Annotated in this window: 22 protein-coding genes; 14 read left to right on the forward strand and 8 right to left on the reverse strand. The window is 65.3% G+C overall.

The annotated features are described in order from the left end of the window. Positions 1-78: 78 nt before the first annotated feature. The 6 genes from DESFRDRAFT_RS07310 to DESFRDRAFT_RS07335 all read left to right on the forward strand — a co-directional run bounded on the left by DESFRDRAFT_RS07310 (position 79) and on the right by DESFRDRAFT_RS07335 (position 5,265). Complete coding sequence (locus DESFRDRAFT_RS07310) at positions 79-1,206, forward strand: branched-chain amino acid ABC transporter substrate-binding protein (RefSeq protein WP_005992609.1); 1,128 nt, start codon at positions 79-81, stop codon at positions 1,204-1,206. A gap of 198 nt (positions 1,207-1,404) precedes the next feature. Continuing rightward, on the forward strand, positions 1,405-2,322 hold the full coding sequence (locus tag DESFRDRAFT_RS07315; protein ID WP_005992610.1) for a branched-chain amino acid ABC transporter permease: 918 nt from the start codon (positions 1,405-1,407) through the stop codon (positions 2,320-2,322). Beyond that, entirely contained in the window at positions 2,306-3,529 is a 1,224-nt protein-coding gene (gene livM / locus DESFRDRAFT_RS07320) for a high-affinity branched-chain amino acid ABC transporter permease LivM (protein WP_005992611.1), read from the forward strand. The genes DESFRDRAFT_RS07315 and livM overlap by 17 nt, the downstream gene beginning before the upstream one ends. A 2-nt stretch (positions 3,530-3,531) precedes the next feature. Continuing rightward, complete coding sequence (locus DESFRDRAFT_RS07325) at positions 3,532-4,248, forward strand: ABC transporter ATP-binding protein (protein WP_005992612.1); 717 nt, start codon at positions 3,532-3,534, stop codon at positions 4,246-4,248. After that, a complete protein-coding gene (locus DESFRDRAFT_RS07330) occupies positions 4,238-4,516 on the forward strand; it encodes a hypothetical protein (RefSeq protein WP_005992614.1) in 279 nt (92 codons plus the stop codon). Before DESFRDRAFT_RS07325 ends, DESFRDRAFT_RS07330 begins: the two co-directional genes overlap by 11 nt. A 149-nt stretch (positions 4,517-4,665) precedes the next feature. Continuing rightward, the gene (locus tag DESFRDRAFT_RS07335) at positions 4,666-5,265 is read left to right on the forward strand and encodes a hypothetical protein (protein ID WP_005992616.1); all 600 of its coding nucleotides are present in this window, start codon (positions 4,666-4,668) and stop codon (positions 5,263-5,265) included. Between the two features lie 15 nt (positions 5,266-5,280). Here DESFRDRAFT_RS07335 and DESFRDRAFT_RS20705 read toward each other — a convergent pair whose 3' ends face one another. Then, on the reverse strand, positions 5,281-5,595 hold the full coding sequence (locus tag DESFRDRAFT_RS20705) for a hypothetical protein (protein WP_005992618.1): 315 nt from the start codon (positions 5,593-5,595) through the stop codon (positions 5,281-5,283). Positions 5,596-5,668: 73 nt separating this feature from the next. Continuing rightward, the gene (locus DESFRDRAFT_RS07345) at positions 5,669-6,568 is read right to left on the reverse strand and encodes a DMT family transporter (protein ID WP_005992621.1); all 900 of its coding nucleotides are present in this window, start codon (positions 6,566-6,568) and stop codon (positions 5,669-5,671) included. Between the two features lie 177 nt (positions 6,569-6,745). On the opposite strand from DESFRDRAFT_RS07345, the gene DESFRDRAFT_RS07350 reads away from it, so the two are divergent. The 3 genes from DESFRDRAFT_RS07350 to DESFRDRAFT_RS07360 all read left to right on the forward strand — a co-directional run bounded on the left by DESFRDRAFT_RS07350 (position 6,746) and on the right by DESFRDRAFT_RS07360 (position 9,141). Beyond that, complete coding sequence (locus tag DESFRDRAFT_RS07350) at positions 6,746-7,189, forward strand: hypothetical protein (RefSeq protein ID WP_005992623.1); 444 nt, start codon at positions 6,746-6,748, stop codon at positions 7,187-7,189. Between the two features lie 98 nt (positions 7,190-7,287). After that, entirely contained in the window at positions 7,288-8,562 is a 1,275-nt protein-coding gene (locus tag DESFRDRAFT_RS07355) for a class II fructose-bisphosphate aldolase (RefSeq protein ID WP_005992626.1), read from the forward strand. A 111-nt stretch (positions 8,563-8,673) separates the two neighbouring features. After that, entirely contained in the window at positions 8,674-9,141 is a 468-nt protein-coding gene (locus DESFRDRAFT_RS07360; RefSeq protein ID WP_005992628.1) for a YbhB/YbcL family Raf kinase inhibitor-like protein, read from the forward strand. Between the two features lie 112 nt (positions 9,142-9,253). Here DESFRDRAFT_RS07360 and DESFRDRAFT_RS07365 read toward each other — a convergent pair whose 3' ends face one another. From DESFRDRAFT_RS07365 to DESFRDRAFT_RS07380, 4 genes are all read right to left on the reverse strand, one after another. Beyond that, the gene (locus DESFRDRAFT_RS07365; RefSeq protein ID WP_005992630.1) at positions 9,254-9,778 is read right to left on the reverse strand and encodes a cyclic nucleotide-binding domain-containing protein; all 525 of its coding nucleotides are present in this window, start codon (positions 9,776-9,778) and stop codon (positions 9,254-9,256) included. Next, positions 9,775-10,998, reverse strand: coding sequence for a potassium channel protein (locus tag DESFRDRAFT_RS07370; RefSeq protein ID WP_005992631.1), 1,224 nt, complete (start codon positions 10,996-10,998; stop codon positions 9,775-9,777). Before DESFRDRAFT_RS07370 ends, DESFRDRAFT_RS07365 begins: the two co-directional genes overlap by 4 nt. Positions 10,999-11,222: 224 nt before the next feature. Then, positions 11,223-11,993, reverse strand: coding sequence for a hypothetical protein (locus DESFRDRAFT_RS07375; RefSeq protein WP_005992632.1), 771 nt, complete (start codon positions 11,991-11,993; stop codon positions 11,223-11,225). A gap of 89 nt (positions 11,994-12,082) precedes the next feature. Next, a complete protein-coding gene (locus DESFRDRAFT_RS07380; RefSeq protein ID WP_043794164.1) occupies positions 12,083-14,500 on the reverse strand; it encodes a Lon protease family protein in 2,418 nt (805 codons plus the stop codon). 139 nt (positions 14,501-14,639) lie between these two features. On the opposite strand from DESFRDRAFT_RS07380, the gene DESFRDRAFT_RS07385 reads away from it, so the two are divergent. Next, positions 14,640-15,803, forward strand: a complete 1,164-nt coding sequence (locus tag DESFRDRAFT_RS07385) for an acyltransferase family protein (RefSeq protein ID WP_005992634.1) — start codon at positions 14,640-14,642, stop codon at positions 15,801-15,803. Positions 15,804-15,968: 165 nt separating this feature from the next. On the opposite strand, the gene sfsA is transcribed toward DESFRDRAFT_RS07385, so the two are convergent. Next, the gene (gene sfsA / locus DESFRDRAFT_RS07390) at positions 15,969-16,709 is read right to left on the reverse strand and encodes a DNA/RNA nuclease SfsA (RefSeq protein WP_005992635.1); all 741 of its coding nucleotides are present in this window, start codon (positions 16,707-16,709) and stop codon (positions 15,969-15,971) included. A 90-nt stretch (positions 16,710-16,799) separates the two neighbouring features. On the opposite strand from sfsA, the gene DESFRDRAFT_RS07395 reads away from it, so the two are divergent. The 3 genes from DESFRDRAFT_RS07395 to DESFRDRAFT_RS07405 all read left to right on the forward strand — a co-directional run bounded on the left by DESFRDRAFT_RS07395 (position 16,800) and on the right by DESFRDRAFT_RS07405 (position 21,008). Next, complete coding sequence (locus DESFRDRAFT_RS07395; protein ID WP_005992636.1) at positions 16,800-17,975, forward strand: pyridoxal phosphate-dependent aminotransferase; 1,176 nt, start codon at positions 16,800-16,802, stop codon at positions 17,973-17,975. 127 nt (positions 17,976-18,102) lie between these two features. Then, complete coding sequence (locus DESFRDRAFT_RS07400; protein WP_005992637.1) at positions 18,103-19,551, forward strand: sensor histidine kinase; 1,449 nt, start codon at positions 18,103-18,105, stop codon at positions 19,549-19,551. Between the two features lie 83 nt (positions 19,552-19,634). After that, the gene (locus DESFRDRAFT_RS07405) at positions 19,635-21,008 is read left to right on the forward strand and encodes a sigma-54-dependent transcriptional regulator (RefSeq protein WP_005992638.1); all 1,374 of its coding nucleotides are present in this window, start codon (positions 19,635-19,637) and stop codon (positions 21,006-21,008) included. 194 nt (positions 21,009-21,202) lie between these two features. On the opposite strand, the gene DESFRDRAFT_RS07410 is transcribed toward DESFRDRAFT_RS07405, so the two are convergent. Continuing rightward, positions 21,203-22,369, reverse strand: a complete 1,167-nt coding sequence (locus DESFRDRAFT_RS07410; RefSeq protein ID WP_407918613.1) for a sensor domain-containing diguanylate cyclase — start codon at positions 22,367-22,369, stop codon at positions 21,203-21,205. A 614-nt stretch (positions 22,370-22,983) separates the two neighbouring features. Between DESFRDRAFT_RS07410 and DESFRDRAFT_RS07415 the strand changes: the two genes are divergently transcribed. Further along, complete coding sequence (locus tag DESFRDRAFT_RS07415; RefSeq protein ID WP_005992642.1) at positions 22,984-25,929, forward strand: DEAD/DEAH box helicase; 2,946 nt, start codon at positions 22,984-22,986, stop codon at positions 25,927-25,929. The last annotated feature ends 487 nt before the right edge of the window (positions 25,930-26,416 follow it).

The raw sequence follows: 26,416 nt of genomic DNA on the forward strand, positions 1-26,416 counted from the left end.
CTTAACCGCGAAGACGCCCGCATGGCCGCACGTCGCGGCGAGGGGGGCGAGACCAAGGAGACAGGAGGTTTGCGGAACATGAAGACGAGAAGCATCATCCTCACGGCCCTGGCCATCTGCCTCGCCATGGCCGGGACGGCCACGGCGAAAACCCTCAAGATCGGCAGCATGAGCCCGCTTACCGGTTCCTACGCCGCCGACGGCAACGACATCGCCAACGGCACCCGGGCGGCCATCGCGGTCATCGAAAAGGAAGGCGGCATCCCCGGCTACGACAAGATCGAACTTTTCGCCGAGGACACCGCCTGCGATCCCCGGCAGGCCGTGGCCGCCGCCAACAAGCTGATCAACGAAAAGGTCGTGGGCGTCGTCGGCGCCTACTGCTCCTCGGCCACCATCCCGGCCTCCGAGGCCCTGGCCGACGCCGACATCCCCATGCTGACCCCGGCCTCCACCTCGGAGAAGGTCACCGAGCGCGGCCTGCCCTACATGTTCCGCGTCTGCGGCCGCGACGACGACCAGTCCATCGCCGCCATGAAGTTCATCAAGGACGTGCTCAAGGGCAAGACCATCTTCATCGTGGACGACAAGACCACCTATTCCCAGGGGCTGGCCGACAACGTCGAGAAGCTGGCCAAGAAGGAAGGCATCAAGGTCATCGAGCATGACCACGTCAACCAGGGCGACAAGGACTTCTCCGCCGTCCTCACCAAGATCAAGGAAGCCAAGCCCGACGTCTTCTACATGAGCCTGCAAAACTCCGCCTCCGGGGCGCTCATGCTCATCCAGGCCAAGCGCGCCGGCGTCACCGCCGCCATCATCGGCCAGGACGCGGTCTACCATCCGCAGCTCATGGAGATCGCCAAGGACGCCGCCGAGGGCGCCTACCTGACCTTCGGCTACATCGACGACACCACCCCGGCCTACAAGAAGTTCCTGGCCGCCTACAGCAAGTACGGCAAGCCCGGCGCCTACTCCGCCTACTCCTTCGACGCCGCCTACTCGCTGCTGTCCGCCATCAAGGCGGCCAAGTCCACAGACCCGGCCAAGATCAAGGCCGAACTGGTCAAGATGAACATGGACGGCGCGTCCAAGAAGATCAGGTTCGCCAAAAACGGCGAGTCCGGCTCCAACTACATCATCCGCGTGGTCAAAGACGGCAAGTTCGTCAACTACTGGGACCCGCAGACCGGCAAGAAGTACTAAGACATTAAAAAAAGATGCCGGGGGGAAACTTTTCTGAAGAAAAGTTTCCCCCCGGACCCCCTTTCCAAAGACTTTCATAAGGGAAGGCGAGAATTTCAATGGAGCACAATCCCCCCCGCTAAAAGTTTTTGCGGGAGGGGGGCCGGGGGAGGGGGCTTTTTTTAAAAAGCCCCCTCCCCCGGAAAAACGACCACCAACATGGAATACTTCATACAGCAGTTCATAAACGGCCTGACCCTCGGCGGCGTCTACGCCCTGGTGGCGCTTGGCTACACCATGGTCTACGGCATCATCGCGCTCATCAACTTCTCCCACGGCGAGATCTTCGCCGCCGGCGGCTACATGGGCGTGATCCTTTTAAGCTACATGACCTCCAAGGGGCTCATGGCCACCCATCCCTGGTTCGGGCTGGCCTTCGCCCTGATCCTGGCCATGGGCTACTGCGCCATGCTGGCCATGGCCGTGGAAAAGGTCGCCTACAAGCCGCTGCGCCAATCCTCGCGCCTTTCGGTCCTGCTCTCGGCCCTCGGTATGTCCATTTTCCTGCAAAACGGGCTCATGCTCACCCAGGGCGTCTACGACAAAGCCTACCCCACCGAGTTCACCCACGGCGGCTTCGAAGCCTGGGGCGTGCGGGTCAGCTACATGCAGATCGGCATCATCGGGGTCACCGCCCTGCTCCTTTTCCTGCTCAACGCCCTGGTCTTTAGGACCCGCATCGGCAAGGCCATGCGGGCCACGGCCCAGGACAAGGTCATGTCCGCCCTGGTCGGCATCAACTCCGACCGGGTCATCAGCACCACCTTCGCCATCGGCGCGGCGCTGGCCGCCGCCGCCGGCATCATGGTCGGCATGTACTACGGCTCGGTGCGCTACGACATGGGCTTCGTGCCCGGCATCAAGGCCTTTGCCGCGGCCGTGCTCGGCGGCATCGGCAACATCACCGGGGCCATGATCGGCGGCTTCATCATCGGCATGGTGGAGATCCTGGCCGCGGCCTACATTCCCCACGGCGGCGAGTACAAAGACGTCTTCGCCTTCGTGATCCTCATCCTCGTCCTCTATTTCATGCCGACCGGCATCATGGGAGAAAACGTCGATGACACGCGGGTCTAGGAAATCCTGGGCATACTTCGGCCTGGGCCTGGCCTGGTTCTACCTGCTGCTGTGGCCGCTTCTTGGAATCCGCGACGGCGAACTCCATTTCGAGAAGTCGTTTCTGGTCTGGCTGCGGGTGGCCGTGGCCGCCACCGTCTGCTTCGTGCTCTACCGGCTCGGCAAGCGCGGCATCCTCGACCCTATCCTCACGCCGCTCGGCAAGGCCCGCGACGCCGTGGCCCACGGCCTGGAGAAAACCCCGCGCTGGATGCTCTACCTGCCCCTGGCCGCCTTCGCCCTGGCCTACCCCATACTCACCAACCGCTACGCCCAGGACGTGGCCATAAACGTCCTGGTCTACATCTGCCTGGGGCTCGGGCTCAACGTGGTGGTGGGACTGTGCGGCCTGCTCGACCTCGGCTACATCGCCTTCTACGGCGTCGGGGCCTACACCTACGCCCTGCTCTCGGTGCACTACGCCGTGCCGTTCTGGGTCTGCCTGCCCATCTGCGCCCTGTTCGCCGCCATGGCCGGCTGCATCATCGGCTACCCGACGCTGCGCATGCGCGGCGACTACCTGGCCATCGTGACGCTCGGGTTCGGCGAGATCGTGCGCATCGTGATCAACAACTGGATGGATTTGACCGGCGGCCCCAACGGCGTCCTCGGCATCAAGGCCCCGGGCATCTACGTGCCGAGCTTCGCCGACGGCTCCTTTTCCTTCGAGCACCTCTATCTGCGCAAGCTCGAATACCTCTACTACATCATCCTGGCCCTGGCCGTGTTCACCATCATCGCCGTCTACCGCATCAACTTCTCGCGCATCGGCCGCGCCTTCGAAGCCATCCGCGAGGACGAGACCGCGGCCGAACTCATGGGCGTCGACACCTTCCGCTTCAAACTCCTGGCCTACGCCCTGGGCGCGGTCTTCGGCGGCCTGGCCGGAGCCTTTTTCGCCGCCCGCATGCGCTTCGTCAGCCCCGAGAGCTTCACCTTCATCGAGTCGGCCATGGTGCTGGCCATGGTGGTCCTCGGCGGCATGGGCTCCATCCCCGGGGTCATCCTCGGGGCGCTGGCCCTGGTCGCGCTGCCGGAAGTGTTCCGGGGATTCGAGCTCTACCGCATGCTGGCTTTCGGCGGGGCCATGGCCCTCATGATGATCGTGCGCCCGGCCGGACTGTGGCCGGCGGCGCGCATGGGCAAACGTTCGGACGATTCGGAGTAGCCGTGGCCGCGATATTGGAACTTTCGGGCGTCAGCGCCCACTACGGCCGCATCCAGGCCCTGCGCGACGTGTCCCTCACCGTGGGCGAGGGCGAGATCGTCACCATCATCGGCGCCAACGGCGCGGGCAAATCCACCACCCTCATGACCATTTGCGGCATCGTCAAAGCCAGCGCCGGCGACGTGCGCTACCTCGGCCGGTCCATCACCGAGGTGCGGGCCGACAGGCTGCCGTCCATGGGGCTTTGCCAAGTGCCCGAGGGCCGGCGCATCTTTCCGCGCCTGTCCGTCCAGGAAAACCTGGACATGGGCGCGTTCTTCCGCCGCGACGCCGACGGCATCGAAGCCGACCTGGGCCTCGTCTACCGCCTTTTCCCCATCCTTTTCGAACGCCGCAAACAACACGGCGGCACCCTCTCCGGCGGGGAACAGCAAATGCTGGCCATCGCCCGGGCATTCATGAGCCGGCCCAAGGTTCTGCTCCTGGACGAGCCGTCGCTGGGGCTCTCGCCCATGATCTCCCAGCACATCTTCCGCATCATCAAAAACATCAACGAGGAGCGCGGCATGACCATCCTCCTCGTGGAACAAAACGCCAACATCGCGCTGAAGCTCGCCGACCGGGCCTATGTCATGGAGACCGGCTCCGTGGTCATGGAGGATTCCGCCGCGAACCTGCGTGAAAACGCCGACATCAAGAAGGCCTACCTTGGACAATAACACCATCCTCGACGCCATCATCACCCGCCTGCGGCCCGAAAAGGCCGAAACCATCCGGAACCTCATCACCGACGCCGTCGCCAAACAGTTCGGCGAAAGCCCCGACCCGACCGAGGTCAAACGCTTCCTCGACGATATCCGCGTCGCCCAGTCCATGTCCGACATCGATATCAACTACGCCGAACACTACACCGACCTCCACAAGGCCGGCGTCGACTTCATGCGCCTCGTCCAGGCCGTCAAAACCGCCGACAAGGATTATCGGTAGGGAACAACAGCGACCCGGGGGGATCATCCCGCCGGACCCTTGAAAAGGGGAATGGTCGCGGAATCGCTTGCGGCGTTGGTCGCGTTTTCACCGTTAGGGAGGGTTCGGGAGGGGCTTAGCCCCTCCCACCGCCGGAGGCATTTTTCCCCATGAGGAAAATCGACGACATCATCGCCCGGATGGAATCCCTGGAAAAGGAATTGGCCGAGGCGTTCGAGCAGGCGGGCGGTGAAGTCCGCTACACCATCGAGCGCAAAAAGGTCCGTTTCACCAGAGAAGTCAAGCGGCAACACAAGCTTCTGGTCAAGAAATGGATGGCCTATGTCTATGAATCCGGGTTCCTGATGATTCTCACCATCCCAGTCATCTGGGGGGCGGTCATCCCGGCCGTGCTCATGGATTTAACCGTCAGCATCTACCAGCGGATTTGCTTCCCGATTTACGGCATCCCCAGCGTGCGACGCGGCGATTTCATGATTTTAGACCGCCAGTCGCTCTCCTATCTTAACTGGATCGAGAAGCTGAACTGCGTCTATTGCGGTTATTTTAACGGCCTGCTTGGCTTCGTCCGCGAGGTGGCCGCCCGTACCGAACAGTATTGGTGCCCGGTACGCCACGCCCGCACCCCGCACTCCGTCCACTCCCGCTACCGCTTTTTCCTGGAATACGGCGACGCCGAAAGCTACCGGGAACGCCTGGAGACCGTGCGTCGTCAGTTCGACGACCTGCGCGCCCATAAAAAGAGCTGACCTCCTCCTCCCCGCCTACGCTTTCCGATCAATGATCGCTTCGCTGGCGAAGGCGCGCAGTTTCCTGACGAGTTTGAGCCAGTCGTCGTCGGGGAGTTTGCGCAGCACTTTGCCTGTGGCGGCGTCGCGGACCACGGCCTGGACGATATTGGTGGCCTGGTCGATGACAAGCCGGATGTCACGGGTGGGGAAAAGGGCCTCGATGCTGACGGTGTCGGCGTCGGGAAGGGGCGTGCCGTTCTTTGGGGAGGCGGGACGGGCACTCTCCGACGTCCCGGTCGTTTCGGCCGGCAACGGATTGGCGGGTTGTGTCGGGTCGATTTCGCTCATGGCCGCTCCCGCGCCGCGTGCTGCTTCCGGGCGGCGCTCCCCATGAATCGATCGGCTGCGGAGGTGGCGTTCTTTAGCCCTGGGGCTGTCCGGTCGGGGTGGGCAGCGGCGAGCGAAAGCGTTGGCGCGCGCCGTCCCAGATGGTCATGAGCACCGAGGCGAGGATGAGTCCGGCCCCGAGGTACCCCACCAAGTCGAAGCGCTCGCCGAACATGGTATAGGCCAAAATGGCGGCGATGACAGGCTCCATGGTGGCCACCACGGCGGCCCGGGTGGCTTCCAGGCGCCTCAGCCCGGCGTAGTAGATCGAGTAGGCGCTGTAGGTGGAGAGGAGGGCCAGGGCCAGGCAGGGCACGGCTCCGGCCAGGGTCGGCCGGGTGAAGTGGACGAAGGGCAAAAGCGTCAACGATCCCACGGGCAGGGCATACAGGAACAGCGTCGGGGTGCGGTAGCGGCCCAGGTAGTATTTCCCGAAGATGTAATACAGAGCGTAGGTGATTCCGGAAAGCAGGCCAAAGACGATGGCCTTGCTCCCGATGGCCGTATGGCCGCTTGCGCCGGGCCCGAGGCTCACCCCGGCCACGCCGACGATGGTGGCGACGACGGCGGCCACCTTGTAGCCGCCCATGGGTTCCTTGAGGAAAAACCAGGACAGAAGCGCCACCCAGGCCGGGGCGGTGTAGAGCAGCACCGAGGCGAGCGCCGCGCCGCCGGCATCCACGGCCACGACGTAGGCCCCGAACAGTCCGGCGATGCCGCACACGCCGAATCCGGCCACGGCGGGCAGGTCGCGGGGCGCGATGCGGACTTCCTTATTGGCGATGGCCTGGCCGGCGAAGCAAAACCAGGCCAGGGTGGTGCGCCAGAAGGCGACTTCCACCGTGTCCATGCCGGCGGCGAACGACAGCTTGGACAGCGGCCCGATAAGTCCCCACAACGAGGCGGCGCACAAAACGTACAGATATCCGGCCACGGTCGCTCCCGGCCGGACGACATTACCGGCGTGGCAAGGCGCTACCAGAAAGCGGTTGCCATTGAAAGGAAAAAACCCTTGCCTGGAAGCGGAATTCGGGCCGATTTGTTGATTGTTTCCGCCGGCCGTACTATTGCTGCAAACGATGCGCCCCGTGTCGGGGCAAAAGGAGCGAGCATGCTGTCGCGCAAACTTTTCTGCGTCAACGACCCCACCCACGCCGACTTCGGCTGGGCCGCCGAGAGCACGTTTTTCCACATGCGCAAGTACGACGCCTGCGGCAACACCATGGCCCAGTGGACGTTCCCCGTGGCCGAAAGCGCCCCGGGCGAACTTTCCTGCGCCGTGTGCGGCGGCGCGGTGTTCGTGGCCGGCCTGTCGGCCCAGACGGCCGGGGATGTGGTGTCGTGCGATTTCCTGGGCCGCTGCCAGTCCGCGCCGGCCGACGCCAACCTGGCCCGGCTGGATGCCCTGGCGGAAAAACTCGCCGCCGTCGCGAAGCCGGCCGAACGGGCCAGGCTCGCCCCGGCCGTGGCCGCGCTGCTCGACGCCGTGGCCGATAATCCGGCCGCGGCGGAAATCGTTTCACGGCACAAGCTGGCGGATATTTTCGCCGCTTAGGGCCTGTCCGACCATACCGTAACAAACAGGCGCTATCAGGGAGGCTCGCGCCCGGCCCCAGGCGGCCGGCCGTCGCCCCCGACGCCAAGGAGGATCGCATGACCAAGACGGACCCCGCGTTTGAACAGGCCCTGGCCGTGGGCCGCCCGCCCAACATCAAAAAGCTTTTCCCCAATTCCCGGGCGCTTCTCGTCAGCGGCAAGGCCGTGGACAGGGCCATGATCAAAAAGGGCCACGCCATGACCATCGCCGCCAACTCCCGCAGCAGCTTCGTGCTGCGCGGGGCGCTCATGGCCGCCCAGCGGGCCAACGCCGCCATCATCCTGGAAATCGCCCGGTCCGAGTCCAACTACTGCGACGTCTCCATGTGGAACATCGCCCGCCAGGCCGACCAGGCCGCCAACGAACTGGGCATCACCGTGCCGGTGGCCATCCACGCCGACCACTACGGCATCAAGAAGCCCGGCGACGTGGCCGAGGCCAAGGTGGAGATCCCGACGCTGTTCGAGGCCGGCATCACCTCCATCGCCATCGACGCCTCCCACCTGCCCGACGCCGACAACCTGGTCGCCAACCTCGAGCTCGCTCCCTTCGTGCCGGCCTGGGCCGGCTACGAGACGGAGGTGGGCGAGATCAAGGGCAAGGACGGCCTGTCCACGCCCGAGGAAGCGCTTTTTCTCATCAAGGGCTTAAACGCCAACGGCTTGCACCCGGACTGGATCGCGCTCAACAACGGCACCACCCACGGCATCGAGGCCTCGGGCAACGGCATCCAGGTGGACCTGACCGCCCGCATCCACGAGGCCCTGGCCCCCTACGGCATTTCCGGCGCGCAGCACGGCACCTCGGGCAATTCCTCGGAAAAGCTCAAGGAGATCGCGGCCAAGACCGCCACGACCAAGGCCAACGTGGCCACGGCCCTGCAGATGATCTCCTGGGGCGTGGCCGTCAACGACTACGGCAACGCCATCATGGACGCGGCCGGCAACTTCATCAAGGAGCCCGAAAAGGGCGTTTCCCCGGAGCTGTGGGAACAGATGGTGGCCTATGCCGACGGCAAGGCGCTTAGGGCCGGAGACTACAAGAAGCTCAACTGCGCCTTCGAGCACAAGCTCCTGGCCCAGCCGGCGGCGGTGCGCGAACGGATGGCCGGGGCCGTGGCGGAATTCGTCCACTGGCTCCTGACCGACGTCTTCAATGCCGCCGACACCGCGCCGCTCGGCATCGAGGCCCTGGTGACGGCCGGTTCCTACGACCTCGGCCCCAAGGCCGACCGCATCGAAAACCCGGACGACTGGACCCGCGAGAAGATCGCGCGGCGCGCGGCGGGCATGAGCCGCGACAAGGGTCCGGAGGGCGATTTCGACGATTGACCGGAAGGGCGGATTTTCCCCTTCCCCGTGAATCCGGCCGGGGGCGGTCCCCGGCCGGCACCCGTGGCAGCCAACATGCCGGGCCGGTCGTAACAGCCCAAGGAGCGCGCCATGGCCATGACCTTGACTTCCAGGGCCTTTGTCCACGAGGACGACATTCCCGAACGCCACACCTGCGACGACGCGGACGTCTCCCCGCCCCTGACCTTCGGCGACGTCCCGAAAACAGCGGGAAGCCTGGCGCTCGTGTGCGACGATCCCGACGCCCCGGCCGGGGTGTGGGATCATTTCGTGCTCTACAACCTCTCCCCGGCCACCCCCGGCCTGCCCGAAGGGCTGCACAGCGCGGAGCGCTATCCCGACGGAAGCCTGTCCGGCCGCAACAGCTGGGGCCGCTACGGCTACGGCGGCCCATGCCCGCCGCGCGGCGTCCACCGCTACTATTTCACGCTCTACGCCCTCGACGCCATGCTCGACCTGGCCCCGGGCGCGACCAAGGCCGAGCTTTTGCGCGCGGCCAAGGGCCATATCCTGGCCTCGGCCACGCTCATGGGGCGCTACCGGCGCAAAGGCCGTTAGCGGCCGCCTCGTGTCGCGATCCTAAAAATACGTCAATATTTTTTGAAGAAAAGATAATTATTCAACTCTGCTGTCGTAAAAAAACGCATCCACTTTCTTCTAAAACGCGACACTAGCGCGCCTGGTCGCGGCGGCTGAGCACCAGGGCCAGGGCCGTCGTCAGCTTGACGAGGTCCTCGTTGTTTTTGCGCACCACCCTGGCCAGCCGTTTGGCCAGGGTCGTGACCATGCGCACGCCGATGTCCGGCCGGGCGGCGAGCAGGGCGAAAAAGCGGTCGCGGTCGATGCGCAGAAACCGGCAGTCGGTGAGGCAGGTGACGCTGGCCGAGCGGATGTCGCGGTCGAGAAGCGCCATCTCGCCGAAAAAGGGGCTCTGGGCATCGGAAAGCTCACAGAGCGTCTTGCCGCCGGCCTCGGCGTCCAGGGCCGGCACGGCGATGCCCTTGAGCACCATGGACTTGCGCACCCGCACCTTGCCCGAGACCAGGATGAACATGTCGTCCCCGGGCGCGCCCTCGACGATGACATCCTGGCCGGCCAGCAGCTCCACGGTGTCGAAGGACGGGCGCACGGCGTCCAGATCCTCCGGGGAAAGGCCGGCGAAAAGCTCGGCCTTGGTCCAGGACGCGCCGCTCATGACCGCCCTCCCGCGCCCGCCTGGGTCGCAGGAGCCGGGGCGGCGGCCGGCGCGTCGTGCCCCGTGGCCTGCCCGCCCATGCGCAAGGCGATCAGGCCGTCAAAGCCCGTCAGCTCCACCCCGTCGCCGGGATTGACCAGCACGCTCGGCCCCTGGCTGGCGATGCGGCCGTCCTGGCCGTAGGCCGTCAGCATCTCCAAAATAAAGCTGTCCAGGGCCGCGTCCACGTCCAGCAGGTCCTTTATGGCGATGTCCCGGGGCAGCCGGAACACGGCCACCGGCAGTTCGCCGCTCCCGGCCGCCAGGGCCCGGCCGACGAGCTGGGACCAGGGCAGGCCCTTTTCCTCGGCCGTGAGGTTGCGGGCGTGCATGGGCCGCTCGCCCGGATGGCCGAGCAGATGCTCCAGAAAATGCCACAGGGCCGGGTGTTCGCCCATGGCCCCGAGCGCCCGGCCGGCCAGTTCGCCGGGAATGAGCGTCACGTCCACCCCGGCGCGGCTTAAGTGCTTGCGGTTGGATTCGAGCATGGCCTCGGCGTAGAGCCGCAGTTTCGGGGCCATGCTCTTGACGGTCAGGGCGGCAAGCAGGCTTTGCTGGTCCGCGTCCTCCCGGGTGAGCCCGTCCTGGGACAGGATGTAGGCGGCCCGGGCCGTGATCGGGCTGGCGCGGCCAAGGGTCGGCTCGCTGGCCGGATTGCCCCGGCAAAAGGCCAGCCGGTCGCCCTGGCCGATGTCGGCGGAAAGCTCGGCAAAGGCTTCGGGGGTGATGGTCGCCACCAGCACCACGGCCGGCGTGATCCCGGCCGGGGCCGAGGCGATAAGCGCCCGGAGCAGCTCCGGGGCCTGGGCGTTATATCCCAAAACAAGGCTGTGTCCGGCGGTTTTCACTGGCAGGAGCCCCTGGCTTTTGCGGTTTTTGCGTTCGATGAGCACCGAGGCCAGATTGGCGCTCAAGGCCGCCATGACGCCGATACCGGCGACCATGATGGCCATGCCGATCAGCCGGCCGGCCACCGTGCCCGGCACGATGTCGCCATAGCCGACCGTGGTCAGGGTGACCATGGCCCACCACAAGGCGTCGAAAAGCGATTTGCCGCTGTGGCGCAGCTCCAGGAAATAAAACCCGGCCGTGGCCAAAACAAGCATGGCCGCGACCAGCAACAAGGCCGTGGCAAAGGGAGAGGCGATAACCCGCCGCCACACGCGCACCGGGTTGGTCACGGCGTCGCCTCGGGATGGGGGGATGGGGAAGATACGGACGAGCGAGAGGGGAACCCTTTTTGAAAAAAGGGTTTCCCCTCTCGCACTCTCCCCTCCCAAAAACTTTTAATGGGCGTCACGTGGGCAACCTCCCCTCTTCTGAAAAAAGTCTTTGGAAAGGGGGCCTGGGGGGAGAACCTTTCTTCAGAAAGGTTTCCCCCCAGCGCTTTTCTTCAAAAACCTTGTCACGCCCGCAGGTGGGCGCGCCAGGTGTCGACGATTTCCTTTTCGCGGCGGGCCGGCTCGCTGTCCGGGCCCATGCGGCAGGCCTCCTCGGCCGCCTCGGCCGCCTGCTGCATCCAGCCGCCCTCGCGCAGGCTGCGCGAAGCCATCACGTACATGAATTCCGGCGCGTCGCCGTAGACGCCCCGCAGAAGCTCCCGATAGCCGCCGCCGAACACCTCGCGCACCAGCTCGTTGCGCTTGAACATGAGCCGGGCCAGCCAATGGTTCTCCTTCTGGTCGGCCAGATAGAGCGGAAACAGCTTGCGGCACTCGCCGAAAAGAAACCGGATGCGCCGGATTTCGCGCTGCATGCTCTCGGCGGTCTGCATGAGGAGTTGAAACAGCTCCCGGCTGATGATGAGGTCGGGCTCGGGCAGTTCGCGCTCCTGCATGGACCGGAACCAGGGCGCGTAATTTTGCTGCTGATAGGCGTCTTCCTTGAGCTTCATGGACTCGTGGAAGATATAGCCGATGCACCAGTCGAGAAACTGGCCGACAAGGCTCGACGTGCCGCCGTCGCGGAAGAGATGGTGGGCCGTGTCCTTGAGGCGCCACAAAAGCCCCTTGTTCATCTCCTCGCCGAGCAGATCGCGCAGTTCCTCGAAAGCCATGGCCCCGCGGCGGTCGAATTCCTGGAAAAGCCCCTCCAGCACCTGCACCGACAGGCAGTAGTCGCGCAGGAGATCGCGGACGAACTCGGCGCGCTTTTCGTCGAACCAGTTGCTTTGCATGCCGCCTCAAACCTTTTCAACCACAGCTCTCGGTATGATTGAAAAATATGAAGTTATATCGCGGACCTCTCCCATCTCCGGCCCGCCCTTCATCCCCGGTCGGCCACCTGTCCGGGAAACCCCGGCGGGGCGCACCGGGCAAGCCGCGCCAGCCGCTCGTCCACCAGGGCGTAAAGGGTCTGGGGCGGGAACTTGCCGTCCGCGCCGCGCGTCCCGGCCGGCAAACCGGTCAGGATCTCCATGGCCTCCTCGATGGTGCTCACCGGGAAAATGCGAAAGAGCCCCTGGTCCACGGCGTCCAGGATGTCGTCGTCGAGCATGAGGTTGACCACGTTGTCCGCCGGCAAAAGCACCCCCTGCGCGCCGGTCAGGCCCCGGCGGCGGCAGACCGTGAAAAAGCCGCGGATCTTTTCGTTGAGCCCCCCCACGGCCAGGATGTCCCCGGACTGGGACACGGCCCCGGTCATGGCGTAGCACAACTTGATCGGCCGCTCGGCCAGGGCGGAAAGCAGCGAGGCCAGTTCGGCCCCGGAGGCCGAATCGCCCTCCACCTCGGCATAGCTCTGCTCGAAGCACAGCGACCCGGTCATGACCAGCGCCTTGTCCTGGGCGAACCGGCCGAGCAGGTAGCTTTTTAAAATCATCATGCCCTTGGTGTGGATCGGCCCGCCAAGCTCGGCCTCGCGTTCGAGGTCGAGGATGCCGCCGTGGCCGACGCCGACCGTGCAGGCGATCTGGTGGGGCAGCCCGAAGGCGTAGTCGCCGTACATGCGCACCGACAGCCCGTTGGCCCGGCCCACGGCCTCGCCGGTGGTCGAAACCTTGATCATCTCCCGGTCGTATTCCTCCAGGTAATCCTCTTCGTAGAGGTTGACCCGGAAATCGCGGGCCCGGCGGGCCCGTTCCAGATGGGAGGCGGCGACCATGTCCGCCTTCTCGCCGCGGGCCAGGGCGGCGGCTTCGATCATGAGCTCCCGGGCCAGCGGGAGCTTGAGCGACAGCCGTTTCTGGTCCTCGGCCAGAAGCGAGGCGTACTCCACCAGCCTGGCCAGGGCCGAACGGTCGAATGGCGGCAGTTTCGCGTCCCGGATCACCCGGGCGGCCAGGGTCAGGTAAACGAGAATGTTTTCCGGCGTGCGCGGCATGGTCTCCTGGAGATGGGCCTTGAGCTTGAACAGCTTGCCGAAACGCTCGTCGTTGTAAAGCAGCAGTTCGTAGGCCTCGTCCGGGCCCACCAGCACCACCTTGAGGTCCAGGGGGATGGGCTCGGGCTCGATGGTGCGGGTGCGCACGTGCTCGCCGCCCTCGGCCGGGTCCTCGACCCTGGCCTGGCCCGAGCGCAGCGCCCGCAAGAGCCCTTCCCAGGCCCCGACATTGGCCGAGATGTCGTCCACGCGGATGATGAGGAAGCCGCCGTTGGCCTTGTGCAGGGAACCGGCTTTGATGAGCGTGAAGTCGGTATAGAGCGCGCCCATCTCGGATTCGCGCTCGATACAGCCCATGAGGTTGAAATAGGTGGGGTGGTCCTCGATGACCACCGGCGCGCCCGAGAGGTGGCCGTTGTCCACGAACAGGTTGGCTTCGTAGCGGTAGAAGATGTCGTCGGGCAGGGGCGGCTCGCCATGGGAGGCCGGCGCCGGCGCGGGCTGGGCTCCGGGCATAAAGGCGTCGATGTTGTCCAGGATGTCGGCCCGCATGGCCTTGAGAAAGGCGTCGATGGCCGGATGGGCGGCGCGCAGCTCGGCCAGGGCCGCCAGATGCGCGTCCACCACCTCGCCGGCCGTGGTGCGCTCCAGATCCTTTTCCCGGTCGCGGTAGCCGCGCTCTTCCTTGGAAAGACGCCGTAGCGCCGAGCCCATCTCTTCGAGGAGCCGGTCACCCTTGGCCTTGAGCGTCTTTTTGAGCTCCGGGTCGAGGCGCTCGAACTCCTCGTCCGAAACCACCTTGCCCTCGAGCAGCGGGTACAGGGTAAAGCCGCCCTGATCGTCGATGAAAAGGCTGTAGCCCTCGCCCTTGGCCCGCTCCTCCATCTCGTCGAGAACGGTTTCGCGGTCGGCGTTGTAGCCGCGCATGAGGCTCTGCTTCTGGGTCTGGTAGGCCTCCCGCTCGAAACGGGCGGGAATTTCCTCGCGGATGTCGGCCACGGCCTTGGCCAGGGAGGTCTTGAAGCCCTTGCCCTGGCCGGGCGGCAGCGAGATGGCGCGCGGGCGGTCCGGGTCGTCGAAATTGTGGACATAGAGCCAATCCGGGGGCGTGGCCCCCTTGGCCGCCGCCGGGTCGAGAAAGGTGCGGGCGAAATGCGTGCGGCCCATGGAGGGCTCGCCGGCTAGATACACGTTGTATTCCCGACCGGCGATGGACAGGGCCAGATCCAGGGCGGCATGGGCCCTGGGCTGGGTCCTGGACAAGGCGTCGGGGGAATCGGGAATGTCCCGGCTGTCGGCGTAGGGCAGGCTGTCCGGGGGGCAAGCGGCACGAAGAGAAGAAGCGCGAAGGATTTTCGTCATGGATACCGTGGGGCGATAGGCGTTATGGATAAGGCGCCCGGTCGGGCGCGGAGCTGCTTCCCCCCTGATACGGGCTAACGGTCGCTTTGTCACCATCGCCGCCTTTCCTTGCGCCGACGATTGTGCTAGGGGCGCGACCATGCTTCATGCCCACGGCAGGCCGCCGTTTCTCACCGGTCTCGGCGGCGTTCGGGCCCTGGCCGTGCTGGCCGTCCTTGTCGGCCACGCCGCTTCATGGCTGACGCCCCTGCCGGGGCACCCCGCCCTGCGCGAGCCCCTGGCCCGACTCACCCAATGCGGCCTGTCCGGCTTTTTCGTGCTGTCGGGCTTCGTGCTCCAATACAACTACGGCGCGCGCCCCATCACCGGCCCACGGGGGCTGGCCCGGTTCGCCGTCGCCCGGCTGGCCCGCATCTATCCGGTCTACCTGCTGCTGCTCGCGGTCTCCCTGGCCGGTATTTTCATCCGCTTCGGCCGGCCCTGGGAAGTGCCCGGATTTTGCCAAAGCGTCCTGTCCGCCCTGACGCTGACCCAAAGCTGGTATTTCGTGGCCGAGGCCCCGAGCGTCTATCCGCTGGCCTGGGCCGTGAGCACGGAAATCTTCTTCTACTTGTTTTTTCCGCTCCTTAGCCGGGGCCTGTCGGCGCTGCCCGGCCGGCGGGCGGCCTGGTGCGCCGGGCTTGCGGCCCTGGGCGCGGCCGTCGGCCTCGACGCCTGCATCAGCGCACACTGGCCCGCGCTTTTCGCCTGGGCGCTTCGCGCCCATCCCGCCCTGGCCGGCGACCAGGCGCGGCTGGCCGGACTGCTTTTCGAGTGGCTGACCTACACCAGCCCGTATCTGCGCATCTTCGAATTCATTGCCGGCATGGCCGCGGCGCGGCTGTTCGTCCTGGGCCTGCGACCGCCGGCCTGGCTCGCCGTGGCGGCCACGGCGCTCCTCGCCGTCCTGCTGTGCGTCCCCGTGTCGGGCGACCGGTTTTTCTTCGCCATCCTCAAAAACAACGCCCTCTACGCCCCGGCCCTGGCCGCCTTGTGCCTGTCCCTGGCCGCAAACCCGCCGGCCTGGGCCACACACCGCCTCACCAGCCGCATCGCCGGGGCAAGCCTGTCCATCTACCTCGCGCAGCCCTTCGTCCTCGAGCCCTGGAAATACCTCTTCGCCCCGACCGGACCGCTGTGGCCCATGGCCGCCCTGGCCGGCATGGCCGCGACCATCGCCGCCGGCATGCTCCTGGCGCGCTTCGTGGAAGCCCCCGCCGCCCGGTGGATAAATAAAAAGCGTGCGAGAGGGGAAACCCTTTAAAAAGGGTTCTCCCCTCTCGCGCTCTCCCCTTCCTAAAGCTTTTAACGGGGACGAGTGTCACCGTACCAATTGAATTCTATTAAAAGTCTTTGGAAGGGGGCCTGGGGGAAACCTTTCTCCAGAAAGGTTTCCCCCAGCGGGGTCCGGGGCAGAGCCCCGGCGTAATCAATACCGTCCTGCCAAGGGCAGGCGGTCGGCCAGGGTGATGCCGGCTGTGGAGACGTCGGCCCGGTAGGGCAGCATCAGCACGCCGGCGGCCAGGGCCTCGGTGAAAAGCGCGGCGTATTCCGGGTCGACCATGGCCGCCGGGGCGAAGCAGTCCCCGTCCGGGCGCTGGACGCAGAAAAAGAGCGCGGCCAGGCATTTTCCTTCCCGGGCGAGCCGGGTCAGTTCCAGCAAGTGCTTGCACCCGCGCTCGGTCGCCGCGTCGGGAAAGGCGGCGGCATTATCCTCGACCATGGTGACGTTCTTGCACTCCACGAAACAGGTCCCGGCCGGGCCGGTCAGTTCGAAATCCAGCCGGCCGTGGGCAAAGACCGGTTCCGGCCGGATGGTGTCGTAACCGGCCAGCTCGGGAAAGGCCCCGGCGCAAAAGGCCCGGCGGAAAAGCCGGTTGGGGGTCAGCGTATTGACCCCGACCCAGAAGTCGCCCCGGAAATCCGGCACGCGCGTCATCTCCAAGGTATGGGCCAGCTTGCGCTTGGGGTTGTCCGACACGGAAAGCCCCACCGTGCACCCCGGGCGCAGGAGCCCGAGCATGGAGCCGGTATTGTTGGCATGGGCCGTGATCGGCCGGTTTTCGATCACGGCGTCGATCAAAAAACGCTTGTAGCGGCGCACGAACCGGGCCATGACCAGTTCGCCGGGGAAAGGGAGGATCACGCCGGAATCCGATCGCGCAGCCATGATTTACCTTTGGCCTTTTGTATACTATATTGACAAACGGCCGCGCACACGCGGCCGAGGCATAACACTTCAACGCAAGGATTCCGGGCCATGCGCACCGCGCTTCGTATGCGTCTCGTCGCCCCGTCCGCCACACTGGGCATGGCCGCCAAGGCCGCCGACCTGCGGCGCCAGGGCAAGGCCATCATCGACCTCTCGGCTGGCGAACCCGATTTCAACACGCCCCAGCACATCAAGGACGCGGCCAAAAAAGCCATAGACGACAATTTCACCCGGTACACTCCGGTGCCCGGCGTCCACACCCTGCGCGAGGCCATTGCCGGCTATTTCAAGACCACGTACGGCGTGCCCACGCCCAAAGAGGCCATCATCGCCACCAACGGCGGCAAGCAGGCCCTGTACACGCTTTTCATGGCCATGCTCAACCCCGGCGACGAGGTCCTGGTGCCCGCCCCCTACTGGGTCAGCTACCCGGACATGGTGCGGCTCGCCGGCGGCCGGCCCGTGCCCGTGCCGAGCACGCCGGAACAGGGCTTCCTCGTCTCCGTCGAGGACCTCGACAAGGCCATCACCCCGGCCACCCGGGCGCTCATCATCAATTCACCGTCCAACCCTACCGGCGCGCACTACACCGCGGAGCAGCTCGACGCCATCGTGGACTGGGCCGTATCGCGCGACGTCTACATCGTGTCGGACGAAATCTACGACAGGCTGGTCTACGCGCCGGCCGCGCCCGCTTCCATGGCCAGCGCCTTCGCCCTGCACCCGGAGCACGTGGCCATTGTCGGCGGCCTGTCCAAAAGCTTCGCCATGACCGGCTGGCGCGTGGGCTACGCCATGGCCCACCCCAACGTCATCCGGGCCATGTCCACCCTGCAGAGCCAGTCCACCTCCAATATCTGCTCCATCGCCCAGAAGGCGGCCATCGCCGCCCTGACCGGGCCCATGGACTGCGTGGAGGAAATGCGCCAGGCCTTCGCCCGTCGCCGCGACCTGGCCCTTTCCATCATCGGCACCTGGAAAAAGGCTTTCTGCCCGACGCCGAGCGGCGCGTTCTACCTGTTCCCCTGCCTGTCGGGCTACTACAACGACACCGTGCCGAACTCCACAGCCCTGTCCGAGACCCTTCTGACCGAGGCCGGCGTGGCCACGGTGCCGGGCGTGGCCTTTGGCGAGGATCGCTGCATACGGCTTTCCTACGCCACGGCCGATGCCACCCTGGAAAAGGGACTGACCGCCATGGCCGAGTTCCTGCGCAAACTGTAACGCCGGACAGGCATTCCGACATCCGACATCCGAAACGATACAAATATATCAATGAGATATATCTGTTACTGGTGCCACTTTTGAAACGAAAAGGGAATTCGGCCTACGCGGGGCCAGGGAATCCGGCGTGAGAAAAACCGGCCGCACGGACGCCGACCAGTACCTGGGGCTGGTCAAATTTCTGTCCTGGAGCTCCCTGGCCCTGATCCTGCTCGTCAACCTGTTCCTGTCCATTTTCCTGTCCAACTACGCCCGCCAGGACGTGCTGGCCAAACAGAAGGAATTCGCCCTGCTCCTGGCCGAAAACCTCAACCATCAGATATACCAGCGCTTCACCCTGCCCACGGTCATCGGCTTCGGCCGGGTGGAACTGTCCCAACCGGCCCAGTACGACCGGCTGGAAAAGACGGTGCTCTCCACCATCCACAGCTTCCACGTCAGCGAAGTGCGCATCTACGACTACGACAAGCGGGTGTCCTTCTCCACGGACAAGGAACTCGTGGGCCAGACCGGCTATGCCGGCGAAGCCATCATGGAAGCCCTGGAACAGGGCAAGTCGAACTTCCAGCTGGTCAGCCGCACCGGGCTCCTGGGCGGCATCCTCAATTTCCATCCCAAGCCGGACTCGGTGATTTTGCGCACCATCTATCCGCTGCGCATCGAACGGTCGCTCATCCCGGGCAATCCCCAGGGATTCATCATGGGCGTGCTGGAGTTCACCCAGGACATCACCAACGATTACCAAAAGGTGGTGGATTTCCAGCGCATCATCATCGCCACCACCCTGGCCTCCTCGGTGCTCCTTTTCATCATGCTGCGGGTGATCATCAGCCGGGCCGGACGCATCAACGCCCAGCGCATCGCCGAGCGCGAACAGCTCGAACGCGAGCTGCAACAGCAGGAAAAGCTGGCCGGCATGGGCCGCATGGTGGCCGGCATCGCCCACGAGATAAGAAACCCGCTCGGCATCATCCGTTCCACGGCGGAACTGCTCCTCAAGCGCGGCAAGGACGCGGACAGCGTCAACGCCAAGCTGCTCTCGGCCATTTTCGACGAATCCAAGCGCCTGTCCAAGACGGTGGGCGATTTCCTGGATTACGCCCGGCCCAAGTCCCCGCGCCAGGAGCGCGTGGATTTGGCCATCATCTGCGACCAGGCGCTGACCTTTCTCGAGGCCAAATGCGAGGAGCTGGGGGTCGCCGTCAGTCGCGACTACGCGCCGGGGCTCTTTGTTTCCGGCGACAAGGACCTGCTCTACCGGGCCGTCTACAACGTCCTGTCCAACGCCCTGGACGCCATGGCCGAGGACAAGGAAAAGGCCCGACCGCCGGCCATCGCCGTGACCGCCACGGCAAGCGAGGAGGCGGTCGTCCTGTCCGTCACCGACTCCGGGCCGGGCTTTTGCCCGGAGAACAAGGACCGCCTGCTCGATCCCTTTTTCACCACCAAGGACGCCGGCACGGGCCTGGGACTGGCCATCGTGCGCACCATCGTGGAAAGCCACAACGCCAACCTGACCCTGGACAACGCGCCGGAGTCCGGAGCGCGCGTCACCATGACCTTCCCTCCGGCCTGAGCCTGGGGTAACACCTCCTTGCGGCGGACAGCCCCGCCGCCACGGCCCGGCCCCGGACGCCAATCCCTTTCCCTGGAACACCCATGGCAAGCCAGATACTGATACTCGACGACGAAAAGAACTATCTGCTGATCCTCGAGGCCATGCTCGGCGACGCCGGCTATGCCGTCACCGCCCTGGACGACCCGGAAACCGGGCTGGCCTTTCTCGACGAATCCGAAGTGGACGTGGTCATCACGGACATGAAGATGCCCAAGGTCACGGGGCAGCAAGTGCTCGAGCACGTCAAGCGCAACTTCCCTTACATCCCGGTCATCATCATGACGGCCTTCGGCAGCATCGAAGGCGCGGTGGAAGCCATGCGCGTCGGGGCCTTCGACTACATCGCCAAGCCCTTCGCCAACGACGAGCTGCTGCTGACCGTGGAAAAGGCCAGCCGCTTCGCCGCCGCCCAGCGCGAGAACATGCTGTTGCGCCAATCCCTGGAGGACCGCTTCTCCTCGGAGAACATCATCGGCCGGGGCAAGGCCATGCAGCGGGTGCTGGAGATGGTGTCCAAGGCCGCGCCCACCCGGTCCACGGTGCTGATTACCGGCGAATCCGGCACGGGCAAGGAACTCTTGGCCAAGGCCGTCCACTACGCCTCGCCGCGCAAGAACGCCCCCTTCGTGTCGGTCAACTGCATGGCGCTGGCTTCGGGAGTGCTCGAATCCGAGCTTTTCGGCCACGAGAAAGGATCGTTCACCGGGGCCGTGGCCCGCAAGCGCGGCCGGTTCGAGATGGCCCACGAAGGCACGATCTTTCTCGACGAAATCGGCGAGCTGTCCCCGGAACTCCAGGTGAAGCTCCTGCGCGTGATCCAGGAACGCAAGTTCGAGCGCGTGGGCGGCTCCGAACCCATCGAGGTGGACATCCGCATCCTGGCCGCCACCAACCGCAATCTGGCCGACGCTGTGGCCGAGGGGACCTTTCGCGAGGACCTCTACTACCGCCTCAACGTGGTGCACATCCAGACGCCGCCGCTGCGCGAGCGCCGCGAGGACATCCCCATCCTGGCCGCCCATTTCCTGGAACGCTACGCCGGGGAGAACAACAAGAAGTTCAAAGGGTTTTCCCCCGAGGCCATGGACTACCTGACGGCCTACGAATGGCCGGGCAACGTGCGCCAGCTGCAAAACGTGGTGGAGCGGTGCGTGGTGCTGGCCGGGGGCGACATGGTGCAGGTGGAGGACCTGCCGAGCGAGATCCGCGACGAGGAAAGCCAGTACAAATCCGCCGTGGACCTGCTGCCGGTCAAGATCAACCTGAACGACACGCTGGAAAAAATCGAGGCGGCGCTCATCCGCCGAGCCCTGGCCCGCTCCAACCTCGTCCAGGTCAAGGCGGCGGACATGCTCGGCATCTCCAAAAGCCTGCTCCAGTACAAGCTCAAAAAGTACAAACTCACCGGGCATTGAAGCACCGGGGGGAAACTTTTCTGTAGAAAAGTTTCCCCCCGGACCCCCTTTCCAAAGACTTTTAACGATTACAGACTGTTAACGAAAATAGGCTGTAACCTTTAGAAGTTTTTGGGAGGGGAGAGCGCGAGAGGGGGACCCTTTTTTCAAAAAGGGTCCCCCTCTCGCATCTCCTTTTCCCTTCCCCTTATCCCTTATCCCTTATCCACCTTCACGCAATTGCGGCCGGCGGCCTTGGCGACGTAGAGCGCCTTGTCGGCCCGGGCCAGCAGATCGTCCAGGGGCGTTTCCCCGTATTCCACCTGGTCCCGCAGCGCGGCCACGCCGATGCTCACGGTCACGACCAGGGCGCGGTTTTCGACCATGCACGGCGCGCCGGACAGGGCGTGGCGGAAGCGCTCGGCCAGCATGGCCGCCTGGGCGACATCGGCGCCCGTCAGGAGCACGGCGAACTCCTCCCCGCCATAGCGCGCCACGAGATCGGATTTTCGCACGCAGCCCGAGAGCACCCGCCCCAGGTGGACCAGCACCTGATCGCCGGCGGTGTGCCCGTGGGTGTCGTTGACCGTCTTGAAATGGTCCACGTCGAGCATCAGGCACGAGCACGGCCGTCCCGACCGCTGGGATGCCGCCAGCAGCTTCATCCCGCCGGAAAAAAGGAATCGCCGGTTGTAAAGGCCGGTCAGCGCGTCCTGGACGCTCAGGCGCTCGGCCTCCTCGATGCGGCCGCGCACCTCGCCGGCCATGGAGCAAAAGGCGTCGCGCAGTTCGGCCACCTCGCGGGGCAGGCGCTCGGCCCTGATGATCGGGCAGGCCGCCGCGTAGCGCGTTTCCCGCAGCTCCCGGGCATAGGCGGCCAGGGTCGTCAGGGGCCGCTCGATCTTGCGGGACAGGCGCAGCACCAGCGGCAGCACCAAGGCCACCGTGGCCAGCGCCCCGAAAACCACCCAGCGCATCTGCCGCCGGTAGCCGGCCAGCACCTCCGACACGGGCATATCGCTGACCAGCCGCCAGCCGTCGCGGCCAAGGGAAACCGCCGCCCCGAGCATTTCGCGCCCGTCCGGCCCCACGTACACCCCGCCCTTTTCCCCGCAGGCCAGCAGCTCCGGCGAAACCCGCGCCTTGCCAGGACCGCCCGCGGCCGCCATCACCGTCGTCGGGGCCAGGATACGGCCCTCGGTATCGCACAGGATGACCGGGCTGCCGGAATAGGCGACATTCTCGCGCAGCCAGCGGTCCAGGGATTTGAGATGCACCGAGATGGCCAGCACCCCGCCGAAGCCTCCGTCCTTCGCGGTGATGGGCACGCTGAACACGCAGGCCGGATTGCCTGTCAGGCGGCCGACCGGAATCAGTTCCAAGGCGGAACGTCCTTCCCGGCCATCTTTGAAATAGGCGCGATCGCCAAGGGAGGCACCCTTGGTGTCGATATTCGAAGCAAGAATGACTCCGTCAGTCCCAACATAGAATATGTGTTTTACATATTCATGTGTCTTGACATAAAGCTTATAGTACTCAGACAGATCGATGCTGTCGCTGTGCATGATCGCAGCGATCCTGGCAAAATACTCGGCATCGTCGACGCGTTCATCAATCCACGTGCGCACGACATTGCATTCTTGTCGTAAACTATAGACAAGGCTTTGTCGTTCCCTTTCCACGACATGCCCGCGCTGAAACAGAGAAAAGCAGAGTAAAGCCAAAAGGATGGGCAGCACTACCAGAAGCAGCGTGTAGAAGCGTAATTGTCCGCGAAGACCATCAAGGCCGAGCATTTTGCGTAGCCGCATAAGGGGTCGCCTTCCCCAAAAAGCCCTCGCCCGGGACGGCCAGCCCGTTGCGTCGGTATCTTTCCGAGTTTGCTACGATACACCGTTACAATAAAGCCTGCCGCAGCACAATGCGCCTAGCCCGCCGCCTTGCGAAAAACCGGATTTTGCCCCATGACGGGCGTGGGCATAGCCGCCCCACGATCATGCCGCTCCCTGACGCCAATACCCCCTTCCCCGACGCGCCCGAGCCCCGGCTCGACGCCGCCGGCGACGTCGCCGCCTACGTGGCCGCCCTGCTCGCGTCCAAGCGCCTGGGCAACCAGGTCGTGTGCCACCGCGTCTTTCCGGCGGCCCAGGCCGCCTACGCCGACCCGGTGCGCCCCTTTTCCCGGCCCGTGGCCGCCATGCTGGCCGGGCGCGGCATCTCCCGCCTCTACACCCACCAGGCCGCCGCCGTGGACCTGGCCCGGGCCGGACGCCATGTGGCCGTGGCCACACCCACCGCAAGCGGCAAGACCATGACCTACCTGCTGCCGGTCCTGGAGGAGATCGCCCAAAACCCCGATTCCCGGGCCATCTTCCTCTATCCCCTGAAAGCCCTGGCCCAGGACCAGCTCAAGGCCATAAACGAATTGACAGCGGCCCTGCCGGCCTCGAGCCGCCCCACCGCCGCCATCTTCGACGGCGACACCACGCCCCATTTCCGGCGCAAGATACGCGACAATCCGCCCCAGATCCTCATCACCAACCCCGAGATGCTCCACCTGTCGCTGCTCCCCGGCCACGAGGCCTGGAGCACCGTCTTCGCCGGGCTCACCCACGTGGTGGTCGACGAGATGCACACCTACCGGGGGGTGATGGGCTCGCACATGGCCCACGTGTTCCGGCGGCTCCTGCGCGTATGCGCCCGGTTCGGGGCGCGGCCGGCCTTTGTTTTCTCCTCGGCCACCATCGGCAACCCCGGCGAGCTGGCGGCCAGCCTCACCGGACTGCCGGTGGAGACGGTCACCGCCTCGGGCGCGCCCACAGGCTCGCGCCATTTCCTTTTCATCAACCCCGAGCAGTCGCCGTCCACCACGGCGGTCATGCTGCTGGCCGCGGCGCTGAAACGGGGCCTGCGCACCATCGTCTACACCCAGTCGCGCCGCATGACCGAGCTCATCAGCCTGTGGATCTCCGAACGGGCCGGCCCATACGCTTCGCGGGTCTCGGCCTACCGCTCGGGATTTCTGCCCGAGGAGCGCCGGGCCATCGAGGCGTCCATGGCCTCGGGCGAGCTTCTGGGCGTCGTTTCCACCTCGGCCCTGGAACTCGGCATCGACATCGGCGGCCTCGATCTGTGCGTGCTGTGCGGCTACCCCGGCTCGGTCATGTCCGCCTGGCAGCGCGGCGGCCGGGTCGGCCGGGCGCTTCGGGAATCGGCCGTGGCGCTCATTGCCGGCGAGGACGCCCTGGACCAGTACTTCATGCGCCACCCGGCGGATTTCTTCGAGCGCCCGCCGGAATCGGCCGTCATCAACCCCGACAACCCGGTCATCGCGGCCAAGCACCTGGAATGCGCCGCCGCCGAGCTGCCGCTCACCGTGGGCGAACCGCTCATCACCCCGCCGGCCATGGCCAGGGAAGTCGCCCGGCTGGAGGGGAAGGGGCTGCTTTTGCGCGACCGCGAAGGTACGCGCGTCTTCGCCGCCAGAAAACGCCCCCACCGCGACGTCAACCTGCGCGGCTCGGGCGGCCAGTTCACCATCGAAACCACGAGCGGCGCGGTCATCGGCCAGATCGACGAGCAGCGCGCCTACCGCGAGACCCATCCCGGCGCCGTCTACATCCACCGGGGCGTCTCCTACATGGTGGAATCCCTGGATATCGCCGAGCGCCGGGTAAGAGTCGCCCCGGGCAAGGTCGACTACCACACCCGGGCCCGGGGCCAGAAGATGACGGAAATCCTGGAAGTCTCCGGCGAAAAGACGGTCCACGGCGTGCCGGTGTTCCTCGGCCGGCTCAAGGTCACGGAAACCGTCACCGGCTACGAGCGCCGGGCCAATCGCGGCGGCCAGCTCCTGTCCATCGTGCCGCTGGACCTGCCGCCCATGGTCTTCGAAACCGAAGGCCTGTGGTGGGTCATCCCCAAGGACGTGCAGGACGAGCTCGACCGGCGGCTCTTTCACTTCATGGGCGCCATCCACGCCATGGAACACGCCATGATCGGCATCCTGCCGCTCTTGGTCTTAACCGACCGCAACGACCTCGGCGGCATCTCCATTCCCCTGCATCCGCAAGTCGGCCGCGCCTGCGTGTTCATCTACGACGGCGCGCCCGGCGGCGTGGGCCTTAGCCGCATGGCCTTCGCCAAGGCCGAGGAAGCCCTTTCCCGCACGCTGGCCACGGTGGCAGGCTGCCCCTGCGAGACCGGCTGCCCCTCCTGCGTGCATTCCCCCAAATGCGGTTCCGGCAACCGGCCCATCGACAAGGTTGCCTGCCGCTTTCTCCTGGAGCTGCTCGTGTCAGGAAAAATGCCCGAGAAAGGCGATTGCCGTCCCGAGTGCAACGAACAACAACACACCAACAACCAGAAGCCCGGCTCCGGCCCCGCCCTGATCAAACAGGCCCCGCCCGAGCGCTACGGCGTCCTCGACGTGGAGACGCGCCGCTCCGCCGCCGAGGTCGGCGGCTGGGGCAACGCCTACAAGATGGGCATCTCCGTGGCCGTGCTCTACGACTCGTCCCTGGACGACTTCCTGGTCTACCGCCAGGAGGAACTCCCCGCCCTCTACGAAGCCCTGGCCCAGTGCAACCTTGTGGTCGGCTTCAACATCAACCGCTTCGACTACAAGGTCCTCGCCGGCGCGTCGCCCTTCGACCACCACACCCTGCCGACCCTGGATATCCTGGAAAAAGTCCACGCCCGCCTGGGCTACCGCCTGTCCCTGGACGGACTGGCCAAGGCCACCCTCGGCGCCCGGAAATCCGCCTCGGGCCTGGAAGCCCTGGCCTGGTGGAAGGAAGGCCGCATGGACGAGATCATCACCTACTGCAAACAAGACGTGGCCGTGACCCGCGATCTCTATATCTTCGGCCGTGACAACGGGTACCTGCTCTTCTCCAACAAAGCCGGCAAAACCGTCCGCCTGCCCGTTGAATGGGCATGACGCAGGAGGGGGAGCCTCCGGCGGCCAGGAGGGGCGCCGCCCCTCCTGGACCACCCCGCTGGGGGAAACCTTTCTGGAGAAAGGTTTCCCCCAGGCCCCCTTCCCAAGACTTTTCATGGGGTGAGATATTGGATCATGTGAAACGGATTTTGGAAGGGAGCCTGTAGCGGCCAGAAAATCGTTCCCCAATATAGCCGCCGACGATGTTTTTCTTCTTCCCGACTGGGAGAATTGTTCCCAGATATGGCGCGGAGGCCCAGGGCCGGCGGGGCATGTGGGGACGCGAAGGCGTATTCTTCAAATATGCGCCGCGCGCGGCCGCCACATGCCGCCGCCGGCCTACCAACCCTAAACTTCGCGCAACCGCGATGGGCATCATGCATCCCTTCTGAAAAACAGGATATTTGAAATGAAAAGGCCGCGAGGGAGCCTCCCCCTTTCGGAAGCTTTCCCCTCCCGCACTTTCTCCTTTTCTTCCCCAAGCGAA

This window comes from Solidesulfovibrio fructosivorans JJ] (genome assembly GCF_000179555.1).
In the GTDB taxonomy this organism is placed as follows: Bacteria; Desulfobacterota; Desulfovibrionia; order Desulfovibrionales; family Desulfovibrionaceae; genus Solidesulfovibrio; species Solidesulfovibrio fructosivorans.

Excerpts from the sequence above, each read along its gene's own strand:
- DESFRDRAFT_RS07310 (WP_005992609.1), top strand. The coding sequence starts at position 79 with ATGAAGACGAGAAGCATCATCCTCACGGCCCTGGCCATCTGCCTCGCC.
- DESFRDRAFT_RS07315 (WP_005992610.1), top strand. The coding sequence starts at position 1,405 with ATGGAATACTTCATACAGCAGTTCATAAACGGCCTGACCCTCGGCGGC.
- livM (WP_005992611.1), top strand. The coding sequence starts at position 2,306 with ATGACACGCGGGTCTAGGAAATCCTGGGCATACTTCGGCCTGGGCCTG.
- DESFRDRAFT_RS07335 (WP_005992616.1), top strand. The coding sequence starts at position 4,666 with ATGAGGAAAATCGACGACATCATCGCCCGGATGGAATCCCTGGAAAAG.
- DESFRDRAFT_RS20705 (WP_005992618.1), bottom strand. The coding sequence starts at position 5,595 with ATGAGCGAAATCGACCCGACACAACCCGCCAATCCGTTGCCGGCCGAA.
- DESFRDRAFT_RS07350 (WP_005992623.1), top strand. The coding sequence starts at position 6,746 with ATGCTGTCGCGCAAACTTTTCTGCGTCAACGACCCCACCCACGCCGAC.
- DESFRDRAFT_RS07355 (WP_005992626.1), top strand. The coding sequence starts at position 7,288 with ATGACCAAGACGGACCCCGCGTTTGAACAGGCCCTGGCCGTGGGCCGC.
- DESFRDRAFT_RS07360 (WP_005992628.1), top strand. The coding sequence starts at position 8,674 with ATGGCCATGACCTTGACTTCCAGGGCCTTTGTCCACGAGGACGACATT.
- DESFRDRAFT_RS07365 (WP_005992630.1), bottom strand. The coding sequence starts at position 9,778 with ATGAGCGGCGCGTCCTGGACCAAGGCCGAGCTTTTCGCCGGCCTTTCC.
- DESFRDRAFT_RS07375 (WP_005992632.1), bottom strand. The coding sequence starts at position 11,993 with ATGCAAAGCAACTGGTTCGACGAAAAGCGCGCCGAGTTCGTCCGCGAT.
- DESFRDRAFT_RS07380 (WP_043794164.1), bottom strand. The coding sequence starts at position 14,500 with ATGACGAAAATCCTTCGCGCTTCTTCTCTTCGTGCCGCTTGCCCCCCG.
- DESFRDRAFT_RS07385 (WP_005992634.1), top strand. The coding sequence starts at position 14,640 with ATGCTTCATGCCCACGGCAGGCCGCCGTTTCTCACCGGTCTCGGCGGC.
- sfsA (WP_005992635.1), bottom strand. The coding sequence starts at position 16,709 with ATGGCTGCGCGATCGGATTCCGGCGTGATCCTCCCTTTCCCCGGCGAA.
- DESFRDRAFT_RS07395 (WP_005992636.1), top strand. The coding sequence starts at position 16,800 with ATGCGCACCGCGCTTCGTATGCGTCTCGTCGCCCCGTCCGCCACACTG.
- DESFRDRAFT_RS07405 (WP_005992638.1), top strand. The coding sequence starts at position 19,635 with ATGGCAAGCCAGATACTGATACTCGACGACGAAAAGAACTATCTGCTG.
- DESFRDRAFT_RS07415 (WP_005992642.1), top strand. The coding sequence starts at position 22,984 with ATGCCGCTCCCTGACGCCAATACCCCCTTCCCCGACGCGCCCGAGCCC.